The sequence below is a fragment of the Photobacterium sanctipauli genome (genome assembly GCF_003026495.1).
Classification (GTDB): Bacteria; Pseudomonadota; Gammaproteobacteria; order Enterobacterales; family Vibrionaceae; genus Photobacterium; species Photobacterium sanctipauli.
Genome location: NZ_PYMA01000001.1, coordinates 1 through 16,620, shown reverse-complemented (window position 1 = coordinate 16,620; position 16,620 = coordinate 1). Strand labels below are relative to the sequence as shown.

At 45.2% G+C, this 16,620-nt stretch carries 15 protein-coding genes and 1 pseudogene; 13 read left to right on the top strand and 3 right to left on the bottom strand.

The features are described from left to right. Positions 1-231: 231 nt before the first annotated feature. Positions 232-1,035 carry a hypothetical protein gene (locus C9I98_RS00090; protein ID WP_036828443.1) on the bottom strand — a complete coding sequence of 268 codons (804 nt, stop codon included), beginning with the start codon at positions 1,033-1,035 and terminating at the stop codon, positions 232-234. Between the two features lie 375 nt (positions 1,036-1,410). Between C9I98_RS00090 and fdhD the strand changes: the two genes are divergently transcribed. From fdhD to C9I98_RS00050, 7 genes are all read left to right on the top strand, one after another. Then, a complete protein-coding gene (gene fdhD / locus C9I98_RS00085) occupies positions 1,411-2,376 on the top strand; it encodes a formate dehydrogenase accessory sulfurtransferase FdhD (RefSeq protein ID WP_107271411.1) in 966 nt (321 codons plus the stop codon). A 12-nt stretch (positions 2,377-2,388) separates the two neighbouring features. Further along, positions 2,389-4,704, top strand: coding sequence for an FdhF/YdeP family oxidoreductase (locus C9I98_RS00080; protein WP_107271410.1), 2,316 nt, complete (start codon positions 2,389-2,391; stop codon positions 4,702-4,704). A gap of 86 nt (positions 4,705-4,790) precedes the next feature. After that, the gene (locus tag C9I98_RS00075; protein WP_036831107.1) at positions 4,791-5,339 is read left to right on the top strand and encodes a GNAT family N-acetyltransferase; all 549 of its coding nucleotides are present in this window, start codon (positions 4,791-4,793) and stop codon (positions 5,337-5,339) included. Positions 5,340-5,376: 37 nt separating this feature from the next. After that, positions 5,377-5,952: a DJ-1/PfpI family protein gene (locus C9I98_RS00070; RefSeq protein ID WP_036831112.1), complete on the top strand. Its 576-nt coding sequence runs from the start codon at positions 5,377-5,379 to the stop codon at positions 5,950-5,952. 34 nt (positions 5,953-5,986) lie between these two features. Further along, positions 5,987-7,054: an NAD(P)H-dependent flavin oxidoreductase gene (locus tag C9I98_RS00065; RefSeq protein ID WP_036831115.1), complete on the top strand. Its 1,068-nt coding sequence runs from the start codon at positions 5,987-5,989 to the stop codon at positions 7,052-7,054. Between the two features lie 43 nt (positions 7,055-7,097). Then, positions 7,098-7,646: a nucleotidyltransferase family protein gene (locus tag C9I98_RS00060; RefSeq protein WP_036831118.1), complete on the top strand. Its 549-nt coding sequence runs from the start codon at positions 7,098-7,100 to the stop codon at positions 7,644-7,646. A 195-nt stretch (positions 7,647-7,841) separates the two neighbouring features. After that, positions 7,842-8,378: a GNAT family N-acetyltransferase gene (locus tag C9I98_RS00050; protein WP_036831120.1), complete on the top strand. Its 537-nt coding sequence runs from the start codon at positions 7,842-7,844 to the stop codon at positions 8,376-8,378. Between the two features lie 122 nt (positions 8,379-8,500). Here C9I98_RS00050 and C9I98_RS00045 read toward each other — a convergent pair whose 3' ends face one another. After that, positions 8,501-11,119 (bottom strand): cellulose-binding domain-containing protein, encoded by a 2,619-nt coding sequence (locus C9I98_RS00045; protein WP_107271409.1) that lies wholly within the window; start codon positions 11,117-11,119, stop codon positions 8,501-8,503. Positions 11,120-11,526: 407 nt separating this feature from the next. On the opposite strand from C9I98_RS00045, the gene C9I98_RS00040 reads away from it, so the two are divergent. From C9I98_RS00040 to C9I98_RS00020, 5 genes are all read left to right on the top strand, one after another. After that, on the top strand, positions 11,527-12,075 hold the full coding sequence (locus tag C9I98_RS00040) for a GNAT family N-acetyltransferase (protein ID WP_107271408.1): 549 nt from the start codon (positions 11,527-11,529) through the stop codon (positions 12,073-12,075). Positions 12,076-12,105: 30 nt separating this feature from the next. Beyond that, positions 12,106-12,567, top strand: coding sequence for a GNAT family N-acetyltransferase (locus C9I98_RS00035; RefSeq protein ID WP_036828292.1), 462 nt, complete (start codon positions 12,106-12,108; stop codon positions 12,565-12,567). An 83-nt stretch (positions 12,568-12,650) separates the two neighbouring features. Further along, a complete protein-coding gene (locus C9I98_RS00030; RefSeq protein WP_036829079.1) occupies positions 12,651-13,127 on the top strand; it encodes a GNAT family N-acetyltransferase in 477 nt (158 codons plus the stop codon). 34 nt (positions 13,128-13,161) lie between these two features. Next, complete coding sequence (locus C9I98_RS00025) at positions 13,162-13,671, top strand: lipocalin family protein (protein ID WP_036829077.1); 510 nt, start codon at positions 13,162-13,164, stop codon at positions 13,669-13,671. A 117-nt stretch (positions 13,672-13,788) separates the two neighbouring features. Beyond that, positions 13,789-14,229 carry a YtoQ family protein gene (locus C9I98_RS00020; RefSeq protein WP_036829075.1) on the top strand — a complete coding sequence of 147 codons (441 nt, stop codon included), beginning with the start codon at positions 13,789-13,791 and terminating at the stop codon, positions 14,227-14,229. A 214-nt stretch (positions 14,230-14,443) separates the two neighbouring features. Here C9I98_RS00020 and C9I98_RS00015 read toward each other — a convergent pair. Continuing rightward, a protein-coding gene (locus C9I98_RS00015; protein ID WP_107271407.1) for an IS3 family transposase occupies positions 14,444-15,678 on the bottom strand; the annotation gives its coding sequence in 2 pieces (ribosomal slippage) (positions 14,444-15,333 and positions 15,333-15,678; 1,236 coding nt in all). Positions 15,679-16,073: 395 nt separating this feature from the next. Here C9I98_RS00015 and C9I98_RS00005 point away from each other — a divergent pair. Further along, a pseudogene (locus tag C9I98_RS00005) lies at positions 16,074-16,620 on the top strand (transposase); the annotation flags it as partial.

Sequence of the window (16,620 nt, the reverse complement as noted above, 5' to 3'; positions counted from 1 at the left end):
CCTTCTGAACCCTGAACCTTGAAGTAACTTGGGTATAAGTATATCAGCCAACTCAATATCAGAGAGAGATGAATTACATAACAAAATATGAATTGCTTAAATAGCTTGGGTGATGATACCAACTTCATCTAGTCATTTGCCTTGGCAAAAATCTGACCAGATATTTAATGGGATTGGCGTTAGGCCAGTGATGAGGATGAGGGAAGGAGATGCTTCCCTCATGAAGATGGCCTAGTAGCCAAAGGCTGGACTTAGCACTTTGTAAATAATGGCAGGGTAAGCTTGCTCCATCATAAATAGACTATCTTGTTCCTTGCCATTGTTTGAGTGCGTGAAATTGGCATAAAAGAAAAATCGATCAACTGTTCTATATGAGTCAATAACGAACTCTGTCTCACCGCCTTCAAGTGGTGTGCCATCTGAAATAATGTGTTTTCCGTTTACGATAATGCTGACTGGGTGAGTGATCACTTTGTAATCATCTTCAGTGCATTGTTCTTCTTCACAGAATCCCAATGAATAAATTACATCACCATACTCAATGTGTGTGTCTCCGTCCGGAAGTCCCTTGGCTAGGTGATTGGATTGTGGCCAAATTTTACCAGCAGCAATATTTGCATCGTTCACAACCCATTGGTAGCTATGTTTGAAGTCTGTACTGCTGTGGCCAGGATCATTATCACCCGTTTCTTTTTCTGCGTAATAGGTAATGGTTAGGGTTTCATTTTGCCATTCACAAGCTGTAGCGACTGAAATTTGCGGGTGGCTGCCCTTAAAACTACATGCTTGATGCAGATCGGCAACAGTCATACCAAAACGTTCAGATACTTCAGTATACCAATTATCTGGAGTAGGCCTTTCCGGTAAGAGCTCATCGGGTAAGTGGGATGGCGGTAATTGTGGTTGGGGTTTATTTGGCACTTCTGTTTCTGGCAGATGTGTATTTGGAGGCAGTATTTTCCCATCGGTATCGTTGCTTGATGAATTACAACCAGCAAGTAACGCGATCATTAGTACGCTAGTGACTTTCTTCATTTGTCTCACCATAAAAATGACGGATTAAATGTGCATATCTAACCCATTAAAGATACGGTGTTTTTTATCATGATAGCCCTGATTGATATAATTACTTGTTTCTATATCAGTGATAAATGAGTTTTATTAGCGATGTCCCTCGGTGCCTTTATTGAAGGGGTGAACGATACTTTCAGGTAGGGAAATTAAGAATAATTTATCAATTGATAAATTATTCTGGTATACCAGAAATGTGAGCGATGTTTTGCTGCTTAGTAAGAATAGATAATAAACTAGATGTTGCAAAAATGTTTTGTTATTGTGTGTTTTGGTGATGTAAAGGGAGGCAGTTGATCCTCCGGTAAAAAGGACTAAAACACGGAGTGGTTAATTGTTATGGCATTAGGGGTAAGTCATCGAAAAAGTGGTGAAAGTCAAGAGATAAAGGCACTTGAAGCAGGGGTTGATGAGTATGGCTCATCGGAGTCGTTTCAATTATATACAGAGGCTAGCAGCGTAATGGCCTGCTCTCGTCAGCAAATCATCGGCTGCGATGTTAGCTTATCGATCGACTCTGTGGTTGTTGAAGAGCCGCTGCAAATTATTCTAAATTACCTTGATTTGGATGGTATACCAAAAGAACGTGAATATCTGGTGACCATGCGTACGCCTGGTGATGATCGCAATTTGGTCACAGGGTTGTTATTGGCCGAAGGGGTGATCCAATACGCCTCCGATATTGTCGGCATGAATGATCACCTCGACCTGGATGAATTAGCGCCTAATGAAATCACAGTCAGGTTATCGCCAAGGTTACGTGTTGACTGGTCGAAAATAAGTCGTGAAACATCCTCATTTTCCAGCTGCGGGGTTTGCGGTAAATCCTCAATGAAATCCCTAGAGTTGCGTGACATTCCCTCGCTAGACACACAATCGCATTGGTTAACCGATCAAACTGTACTGGCGCTTTCCAATAACTTACGCCAGCAACAGGCGTTATTTGAAACGACGGGTGGTGTACATGGTGGCGGCCTTTTCGATGAAGACGGACAGCTTTTAGCCATTAGCGAAGATATCGGCCGCCACAATGCTTTGGATAAATTACTGGGTGCGCGTGCTAGGGATAACAGCCTCACCGAACTGGGCAAGGTCGTCATGCTGACGAGCCGCATCAGCTTTGAACTGGTGCAAAAAGTACTGGTTGCAGGAGTACCGGTATTAGTGGCTGCAGGTGCGCCTTCTAACCTGGCTTTGAATATGGCAAAGCGATTTAACCTCACGCTCATTGGCTTCAACCAGCAAGGACGATTCAACGTCTATCATGGCGCGTTCCGATTACGCTTGCACAAAACAAACAAGTAACAGGGAATAGTGATGACAGTAAAGCAATATGATGGCTCAGCAGGCGGATGGGGCGCGCTGCTCAGTACGACAAAACACTTAGTCAAAAGTGAAAACGTCAGCAAAAATATCCGCAACCTACTTAAAACCAACCAAGACCATGGCTTTGATTGCCCGGGGTGTGCTTGGGGTGAAAACGACGAGAAAGGGCGGTTTAAATTCTGTGAAAACGGCGCCAAAGCGGTTAACTGGGAAGCAACCAGCCGCCGGGTGACTCCCGAGTTTTTTAGGCAACACTCAGTGTCGTGGCTAATGAAGCAGAGTGATTACTTCTTGGAGTACCAAGGTCGCCTAAGTCACCCGGTGAAATACAATGCTGAAACTGATTGCTATGAAGAAATGACTTGGGACGACGCGTTTGCATTGATTGGTCAGCACTTGAATGCGTTAGAAAGTCCACATCAGGCTGAATTCTATACCTCGGGCCGAGCTAGCAACGAAGCGGCATTCTTATACCAGCTGTTTGTTCGCCAGTTTGGTACCAACAACTTCCCCGACTGTTCCAACATGTGCCATGAAGCCAGTGGTGTCGCGCTGAAGCAAGCGGTCGGCATCGGTAAGGGGACAGTGACTATCGATGATTTTGAGTATGCTGATGCTATCTTCGTGTTTGGCCAAAACCCGGGCACTAACCATCCGAGAATGTTGGACACGTTAAGGCAAGCGACCCGACGTGGTGCTGCGGTCGTAAGCTTTAATACCCTGAAAGAACGTGGCTTAGAACGGTTTACCAACCCGCAATCCCCGGCTGAGATGCTGACAGGCAAGGGTACCGAGATCAGCCAGCGTTATTTCACGCCTAAACTAGGCGGTGATATGGCTGTAGTGCGCGGTATGGTCAAGGCTTTGTGTGAATATGATCAACAACAGCAAAGTGAAGGCCGTCGCAGTATTTTTGACCAAGACTTTATTGCTTGCCATACCCAAGGTGTTAATGATTACCTTGCGAGAGTAGAAGCTACCAGTTGGCAGGACATTGTCGAACAGTCTGGGCTGACAGAAGCCGAGATTCGCCAAGCGGCTGAAGTCTATCGTCAGTCCAAAAATGTTATCACAACGTGGGCAATGGGGATCACCCAGCACAAGCACTCGGTGAATACGATTCAGGAAATTGTTAACCTACAGCTGCTGTTTGGCCAGATCGGTAAGCCGGGAGCAGGGCTGTGCCCGGTTCGCGGGCACAGTAATGTTCAGGGTGACAGAACCATGGGCATTGATGAAAAGCCTACGGAGGCTTTTCTTGATAACTTGGCTAAGGTGTTCGATTTTGAACCTCCACGCGAGGCAGGCCATAACACGGTTGAGGCTATTAAGGCGATGTTGGCCGGTGAGAGCAAGGTATTCATTGGCCTTGGGGGCAACTTTGCCGCCGCAAGTCCAGATACCTCATTGACACAACAGGCATTAAGCAACTGTAACCTGACGGTGAATATTGCCACCAAGCTCAATCGCAGCCATCTAATTACCGGTTATGATTCACTTATTCTTCCTTGCTTGGGACGAACTGACATAGATATTCAGAAAGCCGGACCGCAAAGTGTGACCGTAGAAGACTCGTTTAGTATGGTGCATGCTTCTGCTGGTGTGGTTGAAAGCGATACCGCCGAGATGCGTTCTGAGCCCGCGATCATTGCGGGTATAGCGGCAGCGACGGTTGGCAACTCGCTGGTTGATTGGCACTACCTGACAGAAGATTACGGCCGAATTCGTGACTTGATAGCCAAGGCTATTCCGGGCTTTGGAGACTTCAACGAGAAAATTACAAATCCGGGGGGCTTCTATCTGGGTAACAGTGCCGGTGAGCGGCGTTGGAACACTTCGACCAATAAGGCGAATTTTTTTGCCCATGAGCTACCGGTTCACTTGTTACCAGCGAACTTGCGTGAGTTGAGCCAAGATCCGGTATTTGTTCTTCAGACCATGCGATCGCACGATCAGTACAATACCACCATATATGGGTTTGAAGACCGTTACCGAGGTATCTCCGGTGAGCGGAAAGTGCTTTTTGTTAATGCGGCCGATATAGCTGCTTTAGGAATGAATGACGGTGATTTAGTCGACGTTGAGTCACTGTGGCCTGATAAGGTTGAGCGTAAAATCTACGGCTTTAAATTGGTTGCCTATGATATTCCTGAAGGCAATATTGCTGCTTACTTCCCTGAGACGAACCCGCTAGTCGCTATCGATGGCAAAGGCGATCTGAGCGATACCCCAATCTCGAAAGCGATCCCAATTGTGCTAAGTTCCTCGGTTCAAGCTGATAATTTAATCCGTGTTAAATCGGGATAACGCTGGTTTTAGTCATGGCATTTACCAATATAATGGTATGGTGTACGATATGTGGTGAAACCGTAAAATAGCCATGGAGGTGATAAATGGAAGTGAGGCAAGCTGCTGTTGCAGACCTTGAAGGGATCATTGCGTTGCAACAGCAATGTTATGTGGGAAACTTAAATTCAGACGAAAAGCAGGAAGGCTTCCTCAATACCGTGCTTGATGAACAGTTAATAGCCCGTGCCATTGAGCAAGAGAGTGCGGTTTTTGTTGCGGTAGAAGAGGGGGTGGTGATTGGCTTAGCTGTTTGTGCCTCTTGGCAATATTGGTCTTTCTCACCAAGTTTGACTGAGCTAGCTTCTCGGTTATCTGAGGTTGAATATGATGGCATGGTATTCAATCGCAACAACTCTTACTTTTGGGGGCCTGTTTGCGTTAGTAAAGGTCACCGCGGTAAAGGTGTTTTTGAACAATTATTCCTATCAAGCAAAGCGGTTCTGTCTAAGAACTACCCATTGGTGTATTCCTATGTTCATTGCGATAACTTACGCTCTTTTGCCGCGCACACCGTAAAAGTAGGGTTTAGATACACTAAAGACTTTAATTTGTCTGGCCAGTGCTATAAGGGAATAGTGTATAAAACCACATAGCGATTACCTGAAATCTCGAAGCAAGGAATGCTGAACGATGAATATTGCCATTTACATTTATGATGATGCCGAAGTGTTGGATTTATCAGGCCCATTTGAAGTGTTCAGTACCGCTAAGCGTTTAACTAGTCACGATTGGAATGTCTTTTTGGTTGCGGAAAACTTGCAACCAGTGAAAGCTCGGGGCGGTTTTATGGTCAATGCCCATTATACCATCGAGGATCACCCTGCGATTGATTTGCTGGTGGTGGTTGGTGGCGTCCAAAGTGGTGAGGTTAAGAAAGAAAATGTCATACGCTGGATAAAGCAAGTCGACCAATCAGCGGCGAAAGTCGCTTCGGTTTGTACAGGGGCATTTCTATTGGCCAAAGCTGGCTTGCTTGATGAGTTAACTGTTACTACCCACAGGGAAGATATTCAAGAATTAGCAGAAACTTATCCATCACTGAACGTGGTTGCTCAGCAGCGATGGGTCGACAGTGGTAAATACATCACATCTGGCGGTATCTCGGCTGGCATTGATATGAGCCTGTATTTAGTATCACAACTAATATCTCGCGAATTAGCGGAAAATACAGCGCGTCAAATGGAGTATCGTTGGCAGGAGTGCTAATTACGCCATACAAGAGAATGGAAGGGAGTCAGTGATGCAGCAGGGCAGTTTGTTTTTTGGTAAAGATCCCCTAGTTAAAGAGCTATTAGGTACAGAGCTACCAATTATTCAATCGCCAATGGCTGGTGTACAAGATAGTGCTTTGGCTATCGCAGTATGTCAGGCGGGCGGGTTAGGCTCTTTACCTTGCGGGATGCTAACAATCGACACCTTGTTGAAAGAAGTGGCACGAATTAAGGCCGCTACTGACAAGCCCTATAACCTCAACTTCTTTTGCCACCAAATGCCAAGCTATCAGCAAGAAACTCATGATAAGTGGCAGCAATTACTCCAACCTTTTTTCGATGAGTTTGCACTGCAATGTAGTAGCCAGCCTAACGGTGCCAGCCGAATGCCTTTTAATCATGATATTGCTGACGCATTAGAACCGGTATCACCGCCAGTGATCAGTTTTCACTTTGGTCTGCCGGAGAAAGCATTGCTGCAAAGGGTGAAAAGTTGGGGGACGAAAGTAATATCATCGGCGACCACTGTGAAGGAAGCGCTGTGGTTAGAATCTCACGGTGTGGATGCCATTATCGCCCAAGGGGTGGAAGCGGGTGGGCATCGAGGCATGTTCCTGACGGAAGATATCACGACTCAAATCGGTCTCGCTGCGCTGCTCCCGCAGGTTGTCGATAGGGTAAACGTTCCCGTCATTGCTGCTGGCGGCATTGCGGACAGTCGGGGTGTTCAGGCCGCTTTAGCACTTGGCGCAAGTGCTGTTCAAGTTGGTACTGCCTACATGCTTTGCCATGAAGCGAAAACATCGCCTCTACATCGGCAGGCATTGAAAAGTGCTAATGCCGAGCATACTGCATTAACCAATATTTTCTCGGGGCGTCCGGCCCGGGGCATCGTTAACCGAGTAATGAAAGATCTCGGGTATATACACATGTCAGCCCCAGCATTTCCTTATGCGTCTATCGAAATGACTCAGTTACGTAGTGTGGCGGAAAAACATAACATTGATGATTTTTCTCCGCTATGGTCTGGGCAAAATAACGCAAGTTGCAAAGAAATATCAGCAATTGAGCTAACCAAGCAATTGATGGCTTTCTAATGAAAGGTCAAACGATAAGAACGAGCATTAGGCATGGTTAGCAATGGATGAAATCGTACAACTGGTAGTGTCTGATCGGTACAGACAGAAGATCCTTGAATGTGTTTGGCAACTTAATCTACCGCAGGGCTATGTTGCTGCTGGGTTTGTTAGAAATTTGGTTTGGGATCACTTGCATCATAAGGTGACTCCAACATCTCTCAATGATGTGGATGTCATTTATTTTGATACCAATGAGTTAGAAAGCGACAAGTATCTGTTATTTGAAGCGGAGCTCATAGCGAAAATGCCTAACGTGAATTGGCAGGTTCGTAATCAGGCTTATATGCATAGTCGAAATGGTGATGAGCCTTATCAAAGTTGTCTTGATGCGATGAGCTTTTGGCCTGAGAAAGAAACGGCGGTTGCGATAAGAAAAATCGGGAGCCATCGCTACGAATGCATTTCTGCCTATGGCTTTGATTCCCTGTTTGAGGGCAAGATAACCTATAACCCGAAACGGCCTTATGATTTATTTCGTTTTAGAGTTGAATCTAAAGGTTGGTTGAAGCAATGGCCAAACTTAGTTGTTATTGCTGATAGTGAGGAATGAATATGATAACTCATATCGATCATGTTGTATTATCCGTACAAATACCGGCTCCGGAGACCTTTGTCTAATATCGGAATGGCCCAGTGACGAGGTCCGGCGCAAAGGGAGATATTACTTCGGTGTATTTTCTCTACCCAGACAGTAATTTGATTGAAGTTAGCGTTTACAAGTGAGCTTTATAGGGAACAAAAAGGTATGGAAAGTAAAAGGATTAAGTTAGTTAAACCTTCTCTAACAATTGTCCCTCAAATGTTTGAGGCTATCATCGAAAGCCAGAAAGAGCTTTCGGTTTATTTGCCTTGGGTGCCATTCTCGCTCACTGAAGATGCCGTCAAAACCAATGCAGAAAAAGCGATAGAGAACTTTGAAAGTTTTAAAGAAGAGTTACGCTTTAGCATTATTTGCAAGCACACTGAGCGGTTGCTCGGCGTAATTGGCTTAATGATTACCGACAAGTCAGTGCCGTATTTTGAGATAGGGTATTGGCTGCGAACATCAGAAGTAGGCAAAGGCTATATTACGGAAGCAATCGGTTTACTTGAGCAATATGCTTTTGCCGAGTTGGATGCAAAGCGTGTGGAAATTCGCGCTGCTGAGTCGAATATTAAGAGCCGGGCAGTGGCGGAACGCTGTGGCTATCAGTTCGAATTAACCTTGCAGAATGCTTGTCGGCTGCCTTCAGGTCAGCTTAGCAATACGGTTATTTATGCCAAGTTAGGTGACGAAATATGACAAGGTGTGGGAAAGAGGGATAACCTTAACGTTCAGGATCTTTTAAGGCTCCCGTGATAGGGAGCCTTATTTATTACCGTGTTTGAGGGCTGCAATTGTTGCTAGTCAGCATCTTGAAAAGCTTATTGAGGGTTAAGGCCAAGTGTTTTCAAGACCAGCTTGAAGTTATCTTGACGTTCTTTCACCGCATGAACCTCGCCACTTACCGGGCAGGTATGGTCAGGACAACCTCGGTTAACGATACCAGAGACGGCATCGACGAACTCAGTACCTTTCAGGCCGCCGTCCACGTACTTTTTCAATTCTGTGTAGTAGTTCCAATCAGCGTATGGACCACCTTCATCATTGTAAGCTTGCACTGACGTTACCCAATAGAACAAGCCGGCAATCCACTTGATTTCCCGATTTTCCTCAGAGCTACAAATCAGTCCAGGGTTAGAACAGAAATCAAGATCAGCGTAGAGTGGGTTTGCTGGTGGCGCTTCAACAGTTACCCCATTCACGGTTGTGCCGATAGTATCCGGATCCACATGCGAGCGACCCATGAAGTGGTTCAATGTCCCGAAGTTTTGACGGCCAGTGGTTTGAATTACACCACGCCCCCACCAACCACAGCCTTCAACTGAGCCGTTCGTATCAGAGCCATCCCAAATGAATTTACCCGCCTTTTGATCTTCGTAGACTTTACAGTCGTCACGTTCCCAAACCTGCTTAGAAGTGTCGATTGCAGTAGGTACTTCATTACAGTGACCATTGTTTGTCCATCGACCCACGTTACCATTAACCAGCAGGCCAAGCTCTTCGAGTACGGCATCGGGCGCGGCAAAGATAGGTGCTGGAGCGCCGTACCATTTAGCATTGGTTAGTGCGCTTACTTCCATTTTGGCATCACGAGGGCAAGAATATGGGTGATCGACGCCTGTTACCGGGTCCTTTCCATAGTCGGCATATTTCTGACCGAGCTGACCACAACTGGCTGTCATAGGGTAGTCGACAGGCGCGCCGTATCTTACTTCAGACCAGTTGTTTTCATCACAGGCATTGTAGCGAATTGTTTCTTGCATACTTTGTGATAAGAACGCAGCGATAGCGACTTTCGCGTAAATAGCATTGGTTGCATCATCTGCTGTGTCATCCAGTAGCCAGAAGGTATTGCCCGCCACGCCGACATTGTGCATGGAATTTAGACCTGCTAAGAAATCGTTCCATTTATACACTGTCGACGGAATCCACTGTGATTGAGGGGTTTCAAACAGGAACGCTTGGTTGTTCATTGCTGACTCCGCATTTGCTAGCTCACTGTTAAGTGACGCAATGCGAGTTAATGGCCCATTTGTGACACTCTCACCCACGTAGTACAACGGTACGGTCGCGTTTTGATAGCGGGCGATTTTTGCATTTAAATCTGCCGTTTCAGTGTCGAACTGAATAGCAAAAACGTTGCTGTGTGCCGCTTTACGGATATTGTTCTCACCTGCGGTATTCCCCATGAAATACGCTGCGGCTTGCGATGTAGGGAACGAGGATAAGAGTGCTGGGGTTTGAAGGTAATCTGTTACCTGCTTGACGTATTCCAATGCATAGTGCCATTGGTCATCGGTTAAGGCAGGTGAAGTGCTCGACTTGGTGAAAGCCACAAAGTCTGCCTTGGTAAGGGACTCAGCGCTATATAGCTCAAAACTAAATAGCAGATCCGATGTTGCGCCAGATGCAGCATTCCATACCGCTCTTCTACCTGAGTGGGTATCGTAAGCAAAATCGCCAATACTGAGTGTCCAGCCGAATGTGGCTTGAGGTGCAAGCGTTGAAATAACAAGGTTATATGCTTGAGCCCAGCCTTTGACATCATCACTGAGTGCATTGATGTCATTGATATCGATGCTGCTACCGGTCGCGTCAACGGCTGCTGTTAGGGCTTGTTTTACTGCGATAGTGCCCAATGCTTGGCCCTTATCCGCTGTTGCGCTGTCTAGCACATCACTGTTGATAATGATCGAAGTAGAACCCGCTAGCTCGGCAGCTTCAATCAATGAAACGAAGGCATTGGTTAGCTTGGTGGCATCAGAAAGATCTTGGCTGTTAATCGTCTCAACCACTGTCGTCGATGGTGCACCTAAGCTTGCAGGGCTTGTGACAACAAAATGACTCGGCCAGCCATTAACTTCTAGCCTTACAGGATCCATAGGGTTTGGCAAAGAAAGGAGTGGTGCGGTTCCCGGAGGCGTACTATCACAGTTTAGGTGGTGAGCCCAGCTATCGTCGCTGCCAGGAACAGACGAAGTCCACCACTTCGCCTCATAGGCGATGTTGTCATTGACCATGATATCGCCGCCCGTTGCATGATCACCACGCGTCCAATTCGGGTAAACATTGAAGTCAATACACAGGTCATCGGCAGGACCCGGTGCAGGATCTGGGTCAGGTGTTGGGTCCGGATCTGGTGTTGGGTCTGGGTCAGGCGTTGGATCCGGGTCAGGTGTAGGATCCGGGTCAGGCGTTGGGTCTGGATCTGGTGTCGCGCCACTGACTAATTTCCATGGTGAATCCCACTCATTGGCATAGCTATCTGTTGGGCTTTGCCCTGCGTTGACCCACCATTTCGCTTCATAGACATTTCCATCAACTGTGACTTGTGAGCCGCCCGAATAGGTTTTGGTTGAATCATAGGGTTCAGCAGCATACAAATGGCTGCTTAATACGATACAAGCCAAGGTGGTCGCTATCTTGCTCATCCTAAACATAAATCTTCCTTTTAGCTGATTTTATATTTGTTGTTTCACGTTTTATTGGAGGTTAATAATTTGTATAAATTATCTTCTAAAAAAAAGTAGCAGCTCAGAATTGCTTTATCTGAAAAATTATCAGTGGCCATACATTTATGCGATGAATATCACGTGGGATTGTAAATTGATGACCAAGTTAGTTATTGAGTCGAAATAACAGTCACACGTCTAAGCGGAAGGATTCACAATCTTATTGAACACGCGTTGCAGCACTAAATCGAATGACTTTTAGAGTGAAGAATATCGCGTTATTTTTGTTTTAACATTATGAATTGAATAGATTTAGTTAGGGTATGCTTGAAATAGCTTGGGTTTATTCATTGAGCTAGCTATGCTAAGCGAATTTAGGTTAGCGAGGAACAGACATGTTTGAAACAAAAAGATTGATTATACGTCAATGGCGGGAATCGGACTTTGTTCCTTTTTCGGAGATAAATGCAGATCCTCAAGTGATGCGATTTTTCCCTTCGACATTAACAACAGAAGAAACTATGGCTCAGGCTCAGCGTGTTCATGCTTATATTGAAAAGCGGGGATGGGGCTTTTGGGCCGTTGAAGAAAAAGCGACCGGGCAGTTTATTGGCTTTGTCGGACTTCACCATCAAGATGAAGACTGTGGTATTCCCAATGCACCATTGGTAGAAATTGGTTGGCGGTTAAGTTCAAAATACTGGGGGCAGGGCTTTGCGCCAGAAGCGGCTAGGGCAGCGCTAGCATTTGCTTTCAATACACTGGCATTACCTGCGGTATATGCATTTACTGCATTACCTAATATACCTTCCAAGCGAGTAATGGAAAAGATTGGAATGGCAAATACCGGCAATGATTTTGACCATCCTAAGTTGCCAAAAGATCATGCATTAGCGCGTCATTGCCTGTATAAGATTACTAAGGAAGAATTTGAAGCCCAGTAAATGGCTGATTAACAAATAGGATATAACGATATGGATATCGCAATTGATAAGTTTGAAGATGAAGGTGTACTTACACTACTAGAAGAACATTTAGCCGATATGTACGCGACATCACCTCCGGAAAGTGTTCATGCTTTAGATGTCGAGGGCTTGAAAGCGCCATCAATTACGTTTTGGTCAGCCCGTGTTGATAACGTCCCTCTTGGGTGTATTGCCATGAAGCAGCTTGATGATAAGCAGGCTGAAATCAAGTCGATGCGAACGAGTACAAGTAGTCGTGGGCAAGGGGTAGCTACTCAACTTCTGGCGCATCTCATTGTAGAGGCGAAGGCGCGTGGCTATCAGAAATTGAGCTTAGAAACAGGCTCAATGGACTTCTTCAAGCCTGCACGTCGTTTATATCAAAAGCATGGTTTTACTTACTGTGAGCCCTTTGGCGACTATAGTTATGACCCAAATAGCTTATTTATGGAATTATACTTGTCAGAGTAGGGGGAATTGAGTTAAAGATAATATATAAGGATATATAAATAGTTGTTCATAGTAGTAACAGCTAGGGAAAGGAAAGGGACTTTATGGTACTAGAACAGTTTAAAGAGAAAGACTTTGCTCAGTTGATCAAATGGATTGATTCACCTGAACTAAATTACCAATGGGGTGGGCCAGCATACGACTTTCCCTTAACCACAGAGCAAATTGCCACTCATTGCGCCAACCCAGATATCACCCCTTACTTATTCAAAGTTAACGGTGACAATGTCGGTTTTGTTGAGTTACTAAAAGTGTCTAATACACAATATCGCTTATGCCGTGTCTTTATCGATGAAGCATTTCGTGGCCGTGGTTTAGCCAATAACATGCTTGAAGAAGTCATGCTTAAAGCCAAAAGCCAGTTTGATTGTGCCGAGATCAGCCTTGCAGTGTTTGAGCACAATAAAGCCGCGAAGAAGTGTTATGAAGAACTGGGCTTTGAAACCTATGATCAAGAAGTCGGCCGGGTTGTACCTAATGGGGATAGTTGGGATCTGGCATTGATGGAAAAGCGTATATAGTAAATTAAGCGCAATAGAGTTGAGGGCTGCCAAGATGAAGAGCTGGATATTCGTGATAAGTACATTATTTTTATCCGGCTGTCTTGGCATGCCAAGGGAAGTGGCCCCAGTCAAAAACTTCGAATTAGAACGCTACCTTGGTAAATGGTATGAAATAGCTCGCCTTGACCACTCGTTTGAAAAAGGGATGACGAAAGTCACGGCGGAATATTTCTTACGTGATGATGGCGGTGTGTCTGTCATAAATCGCGGTTATTTCGTACCCAACCAAAGGTGGAAACAGGCTGACGGCAAGGCATACTTTGTTGAATCATCTGATAAAGGCTATCTCAAGGTGTCTTTCTTTGGGCCTTTCTACGGCTCTTACGTGGTCTTTGAGTTAGATGATGACTACCAATACGCATTCATTTCTGGACCTAACCTCGAATACTTATGGCTGTTGGCCCGAACGCCAACGGTTGATCAACAAGTGATTGATGCATTTATTACAACAGTAAAAGATCGTGGTTTTAATACCGATGAGCTTATTTTTGTCGAACATTAGAAAATGCCCAACATTCACTAATGACAATATATCCCCAAGCTGCATCTTGAAGTCGCTTGGCTATAAATGAAAAGTGTATTACTTTAGGTGCCCCTACATAAAAAATAAGGCACTAAAATGGAATTAAAAGTATACCTTTCTGGTGAAATCCATACCGACTGGCGCGAGCAAATCATCCAGGGCTGCCAAGCGAATGACTTAAACATCTCGTTCTATTCTGCTGTTACCGACCATGATAAGAGTGACGCCGCGGGCGACGTGTTGGGCGCGGAAGAAAAGTCATATTGGCGTGATCATAAATCATCAAAAGTGAATGCAATCCGTACTCGTACCATGATTGAAAAATGCGACGTGGCCGTTGTTCGCTTTGGTGATAAGTATAAACAGTGGAATGCAGCATTTGATGCGGGCTACTGTGCGGCATTGGGCAAGCCTTACATTACCTTGCACAGCGAAGAACTTATTCATCCCCTTAAAGAAGTCGATGCAGAAGCTCAGGCATGGGCAACCACACCCGCTCAGGTCGTCGATATTCTTAAGTATATTGTCTGTAAGTAAAAACTGAGTTGAAGTGTTGGTAAGCCAATTACTCCCCTAATGGAATGGGGGATGGGGTATGAGAGAGTGGCTAACAAATTATCTTCTATGAAAAATCAGACACTATTGTAGGCTAATTTTACTCTGGATAGTGATGATTGTTGGCAGCAGTATCATGAAATCGGATAACTAGCAGCTTTACTTGTTGTCTAGTCCTAAAATAGGTTGACGCTTTTTATGTAGCCAGTAGGTATTCCCTACTGGCTTTTTCATGCACTTCACTTGGCGTTCTCATCCCCAAGCTAGTATGCGGTCTCAAGTCGTTATATATCGATATCGACTCTTTCACCAACACCATCAGTTCCTTTAGGGTATTGCACTGGTAGAGTAGGAACTCACTCTTTAGTATTCCATTAACCCGCTCAGCCAACGTATTCTGGTAGCAGTCATAACCGTCTGTCATTGAAGGTATCATGCTATTGGCACTCAACTTTTCCTGGTATTCCGATGAGCAGTACTGTAGCCCTCGATCTGAGTGGTGGATTGTTGCTGCATCTGTTTGGCGGTTCGTTATGGTCATCTCCAGCGCTTTTACCACATCGCTAGCCTTCATTTCATTACTCAGCTCATAGCCTAATATTTTCCGGGAGTAAGCGTCTGTAACGAGTGAGAGATAATGTGTCCCTTCATCTGTTTTGACATAGGTAATATCGCTCACAACCACCTGTTCTACATGATGAACAACTCTATCTTTCAAAAGGTTCGGATGCTTCCTGAGCCAGTGTTTACTGTTCGTGGTCTTGGTGTAGTTCTTCCTTGGCTTGACCAACAGGTTCTCGTTTTTTAAGTATCTAAATAGCCCATCTCGTCCCAGCTTTATTCCGTGTTTCTCTAGCTGGGGCTTAATCAACTGGTATAGCTTTCGAGTACCAACCCGAGGCATAAATTGGCGCCAGTACCTTACCATCTCTTTTACAGGCAATAGTTCCTCAGCACGCGCTTCAAGGCGCTGCTTCCATTGATGCACAGCTTGCCGGGATAAGTTGAACTGCCTACATGCAGTTGCAAGCTTTACTTTTCCTTGCTCTTTGGCAAGCCAGAGCGCTCGGCTAAGTACTTTTTTTCCAAGTCTATCCCGTGCTCTTTTTTAAGGATATCCACCATATCGCCGTAAATCATGTTCTTTAACTCGGCGTCGGCAAGGGCCTTTTCTAGGCGCTTAATCTTTTGTGCTGGCGTTTCTTTTGACTTAGACATAGTAAGAAAGTGCTCAATTGGCTTCGACCAATCTAACTTACCATGCTTTCTTAGCCATACAAGAACAGTACTTCGTCCCTGAATGCCATAGTGATCTTGGGTTTGTTTGTAGGTCATCTCTCCTTTTTCAACCTGAGCAACAACTGCGAGTTTAAAGCCCAATGTGTAATCACGCTGGGTTCGTTTGATCTTTGATTCACTTGATGAGTTCATTGATAAGTCTCCAATGTGTCAACTTATCTCAGGACGGGACATGTTAAACAACTAAGCCGGCACTTTTGTAGCTGGCTTTTTTCTATTTTAGCGTTAAGAATGTCTGTTACTGGGAGAGGTTTACAAAACAGCTGAATTCCAGTTATTGTTTAAGTAATCAATAAAGGTTTTTTCAGGGCACTATAGAAATTAACTCGTTTCCTAAACTTCTTAAAGCAAGACGTAAAGAGCTTAAGTGGACGCAAGGAAAATTGGCCATGTGGCTGCAAAAAGCAGACGCTGAATTTTGTGGCGTCGATGTGGTTTCAATTAGTAGGTGGGAGTGAAGTGGCATAGTTAATTTGGCCACCTGATTAGAGGTGATATCATCACCTCGGAAGTTAACAGGTGACACAATGACAAAACGAACCAGAAGAACATTTAGTCCAGAGTTTAAACTTGAAGCCGCGCAGTTGGTTCTTGACCAAGGCTACTCGGTAACTGAAGCCGCCAAGGCAATGAATGTAGGTAAATCCACCATGGATAAGTGGGTACGCCAACTTAAAGAAGAACGGCAAGGCATTTCACCTAAAGCTTCTCCGATGACCCCAGAGCAAATCGAGATCCGTGAGTTAAAGAAGAAGCTGGCTCGCCTCGAAGAGCATAATGAAATATTAAAAAAGGCTACCGCTCTCTTGATGTCCGACTCGCTGAACAGTTCTCGCTAGTCGAGAAGCTCAAGCAGAGCCACAGTGTCTCTACACTTTGTGATGTATTCAGCATCCATCGAAGCAGTTACAAGTATTGGTCTGGCCGCCCTAAGGCGATTAATCCTGATTATGTCGAGTTGTGTAGCGAAGTTAAAGCCGCGCACCGCATCAGTAATGGCTCTGCGGGTGCCCGAACTATCGCAGGTATCGTTACGGCAAAAGGAATGCCATTAAGCCGGTATCGTGCTGGCAA

Bases quoted from the DNA above. Each gene is read 5' to 3' on its own strand.
- C9I98_RS00060 (WP_036831118.1), top strand. From the start codon at position 7,098: ATGGATGAAATCGTACAACTGGTAGTGTCTGATCGGTACAGACAGAAG.
- C9I98_RS00025 (WP_036829077.1), top strand. From the start codon at position 13,162: ATGAAGAGCTGGATATTCGTGATAAGTACATTATTTTTATCCGGCTGT.
- C9I98_RS00070 (WP_036831112.1), top strand. From the start codon at position 5,377: ATGAATATTGCCATTTACATTTATGATGATGCCGAAGTGTTGGATTTA.
- C9I98_RS00020 (WP_036829075.1), top strand. From the start codon at position 13,789: ATGGAATTAAAAGTATACCTTTCTGGTGAAATCCATACCGACTGGCGC.
- C9I98_RS00065 (WP_036831115.1), top strand. From the start codon at position 5,987: ATGCAGCAGGGCAGTTTGTTTTTTGGTAAAGATCCCCTAGTTAAAGAG.
- fdhD (WP_107271411.1), top strand. From the start codon at position 1,411: ATGGCATTAGGGGTAAGTCATCGAAAAAGTGGTGAAAGTCAAGAGATA.
- C9I98_RS00080 (WP_107271410.1), top strand. From the start codon at position 2,389: ATGACAGTAAAGCAATATGATGGCTCAGCAGGCGGATGGGGCGCGCTG.
- C9I98_RS00040 (WP_107271408.1), top strand. From the start codon at position 11,527: ATGTTTGAAACAAAAAGATTGATTATACGTCAATGGCGGGAATCGGAC.
- C9I98_RS00035 (WP_036828292.1), top strand. From the start codon at position 12,106: ATGGATATCGCAATTGATAAGTTTGAAGATGAAGGTGTACTTACACTA.
- C9I98_RS00050 (WP_036831120.1), top strand. From the start codon at position 7,842: ATGGAAAGTAAAAGGATTAAGTTAGTTAAACCTTCTCTAACAATTGTC.
- C9I98_RS00090 (WP_036828443.1), bottom strand. From the start codon at position 1,035: ATGAAGAAAGTCACTAGCGTACTAATGATCGCGTTACTTGCTGGTTGT.
- C9I98_RS00045 (WP_107271409.1), bottom strand. From the start codon at position 11,119: ATGTTTAGGATGAGCAAGATAGCGACCACCTTGGCTTGTATCGTATTA.
- C9I98_RS00030 (WP_036829079.1), top strand. From the start codon at position 12,651: ATGGTACTAGAACAGTTTAAAGAGAAAGACTTTGCTCAGTTGATCAAA.
- C9I98_RS00075 (WP_036831107.1), top strand. From the start codon at position 4,791: ATGGAAGTGAGGCAAGCTGCTGTTGCAGACCTTGAAGGGATCATTGCG.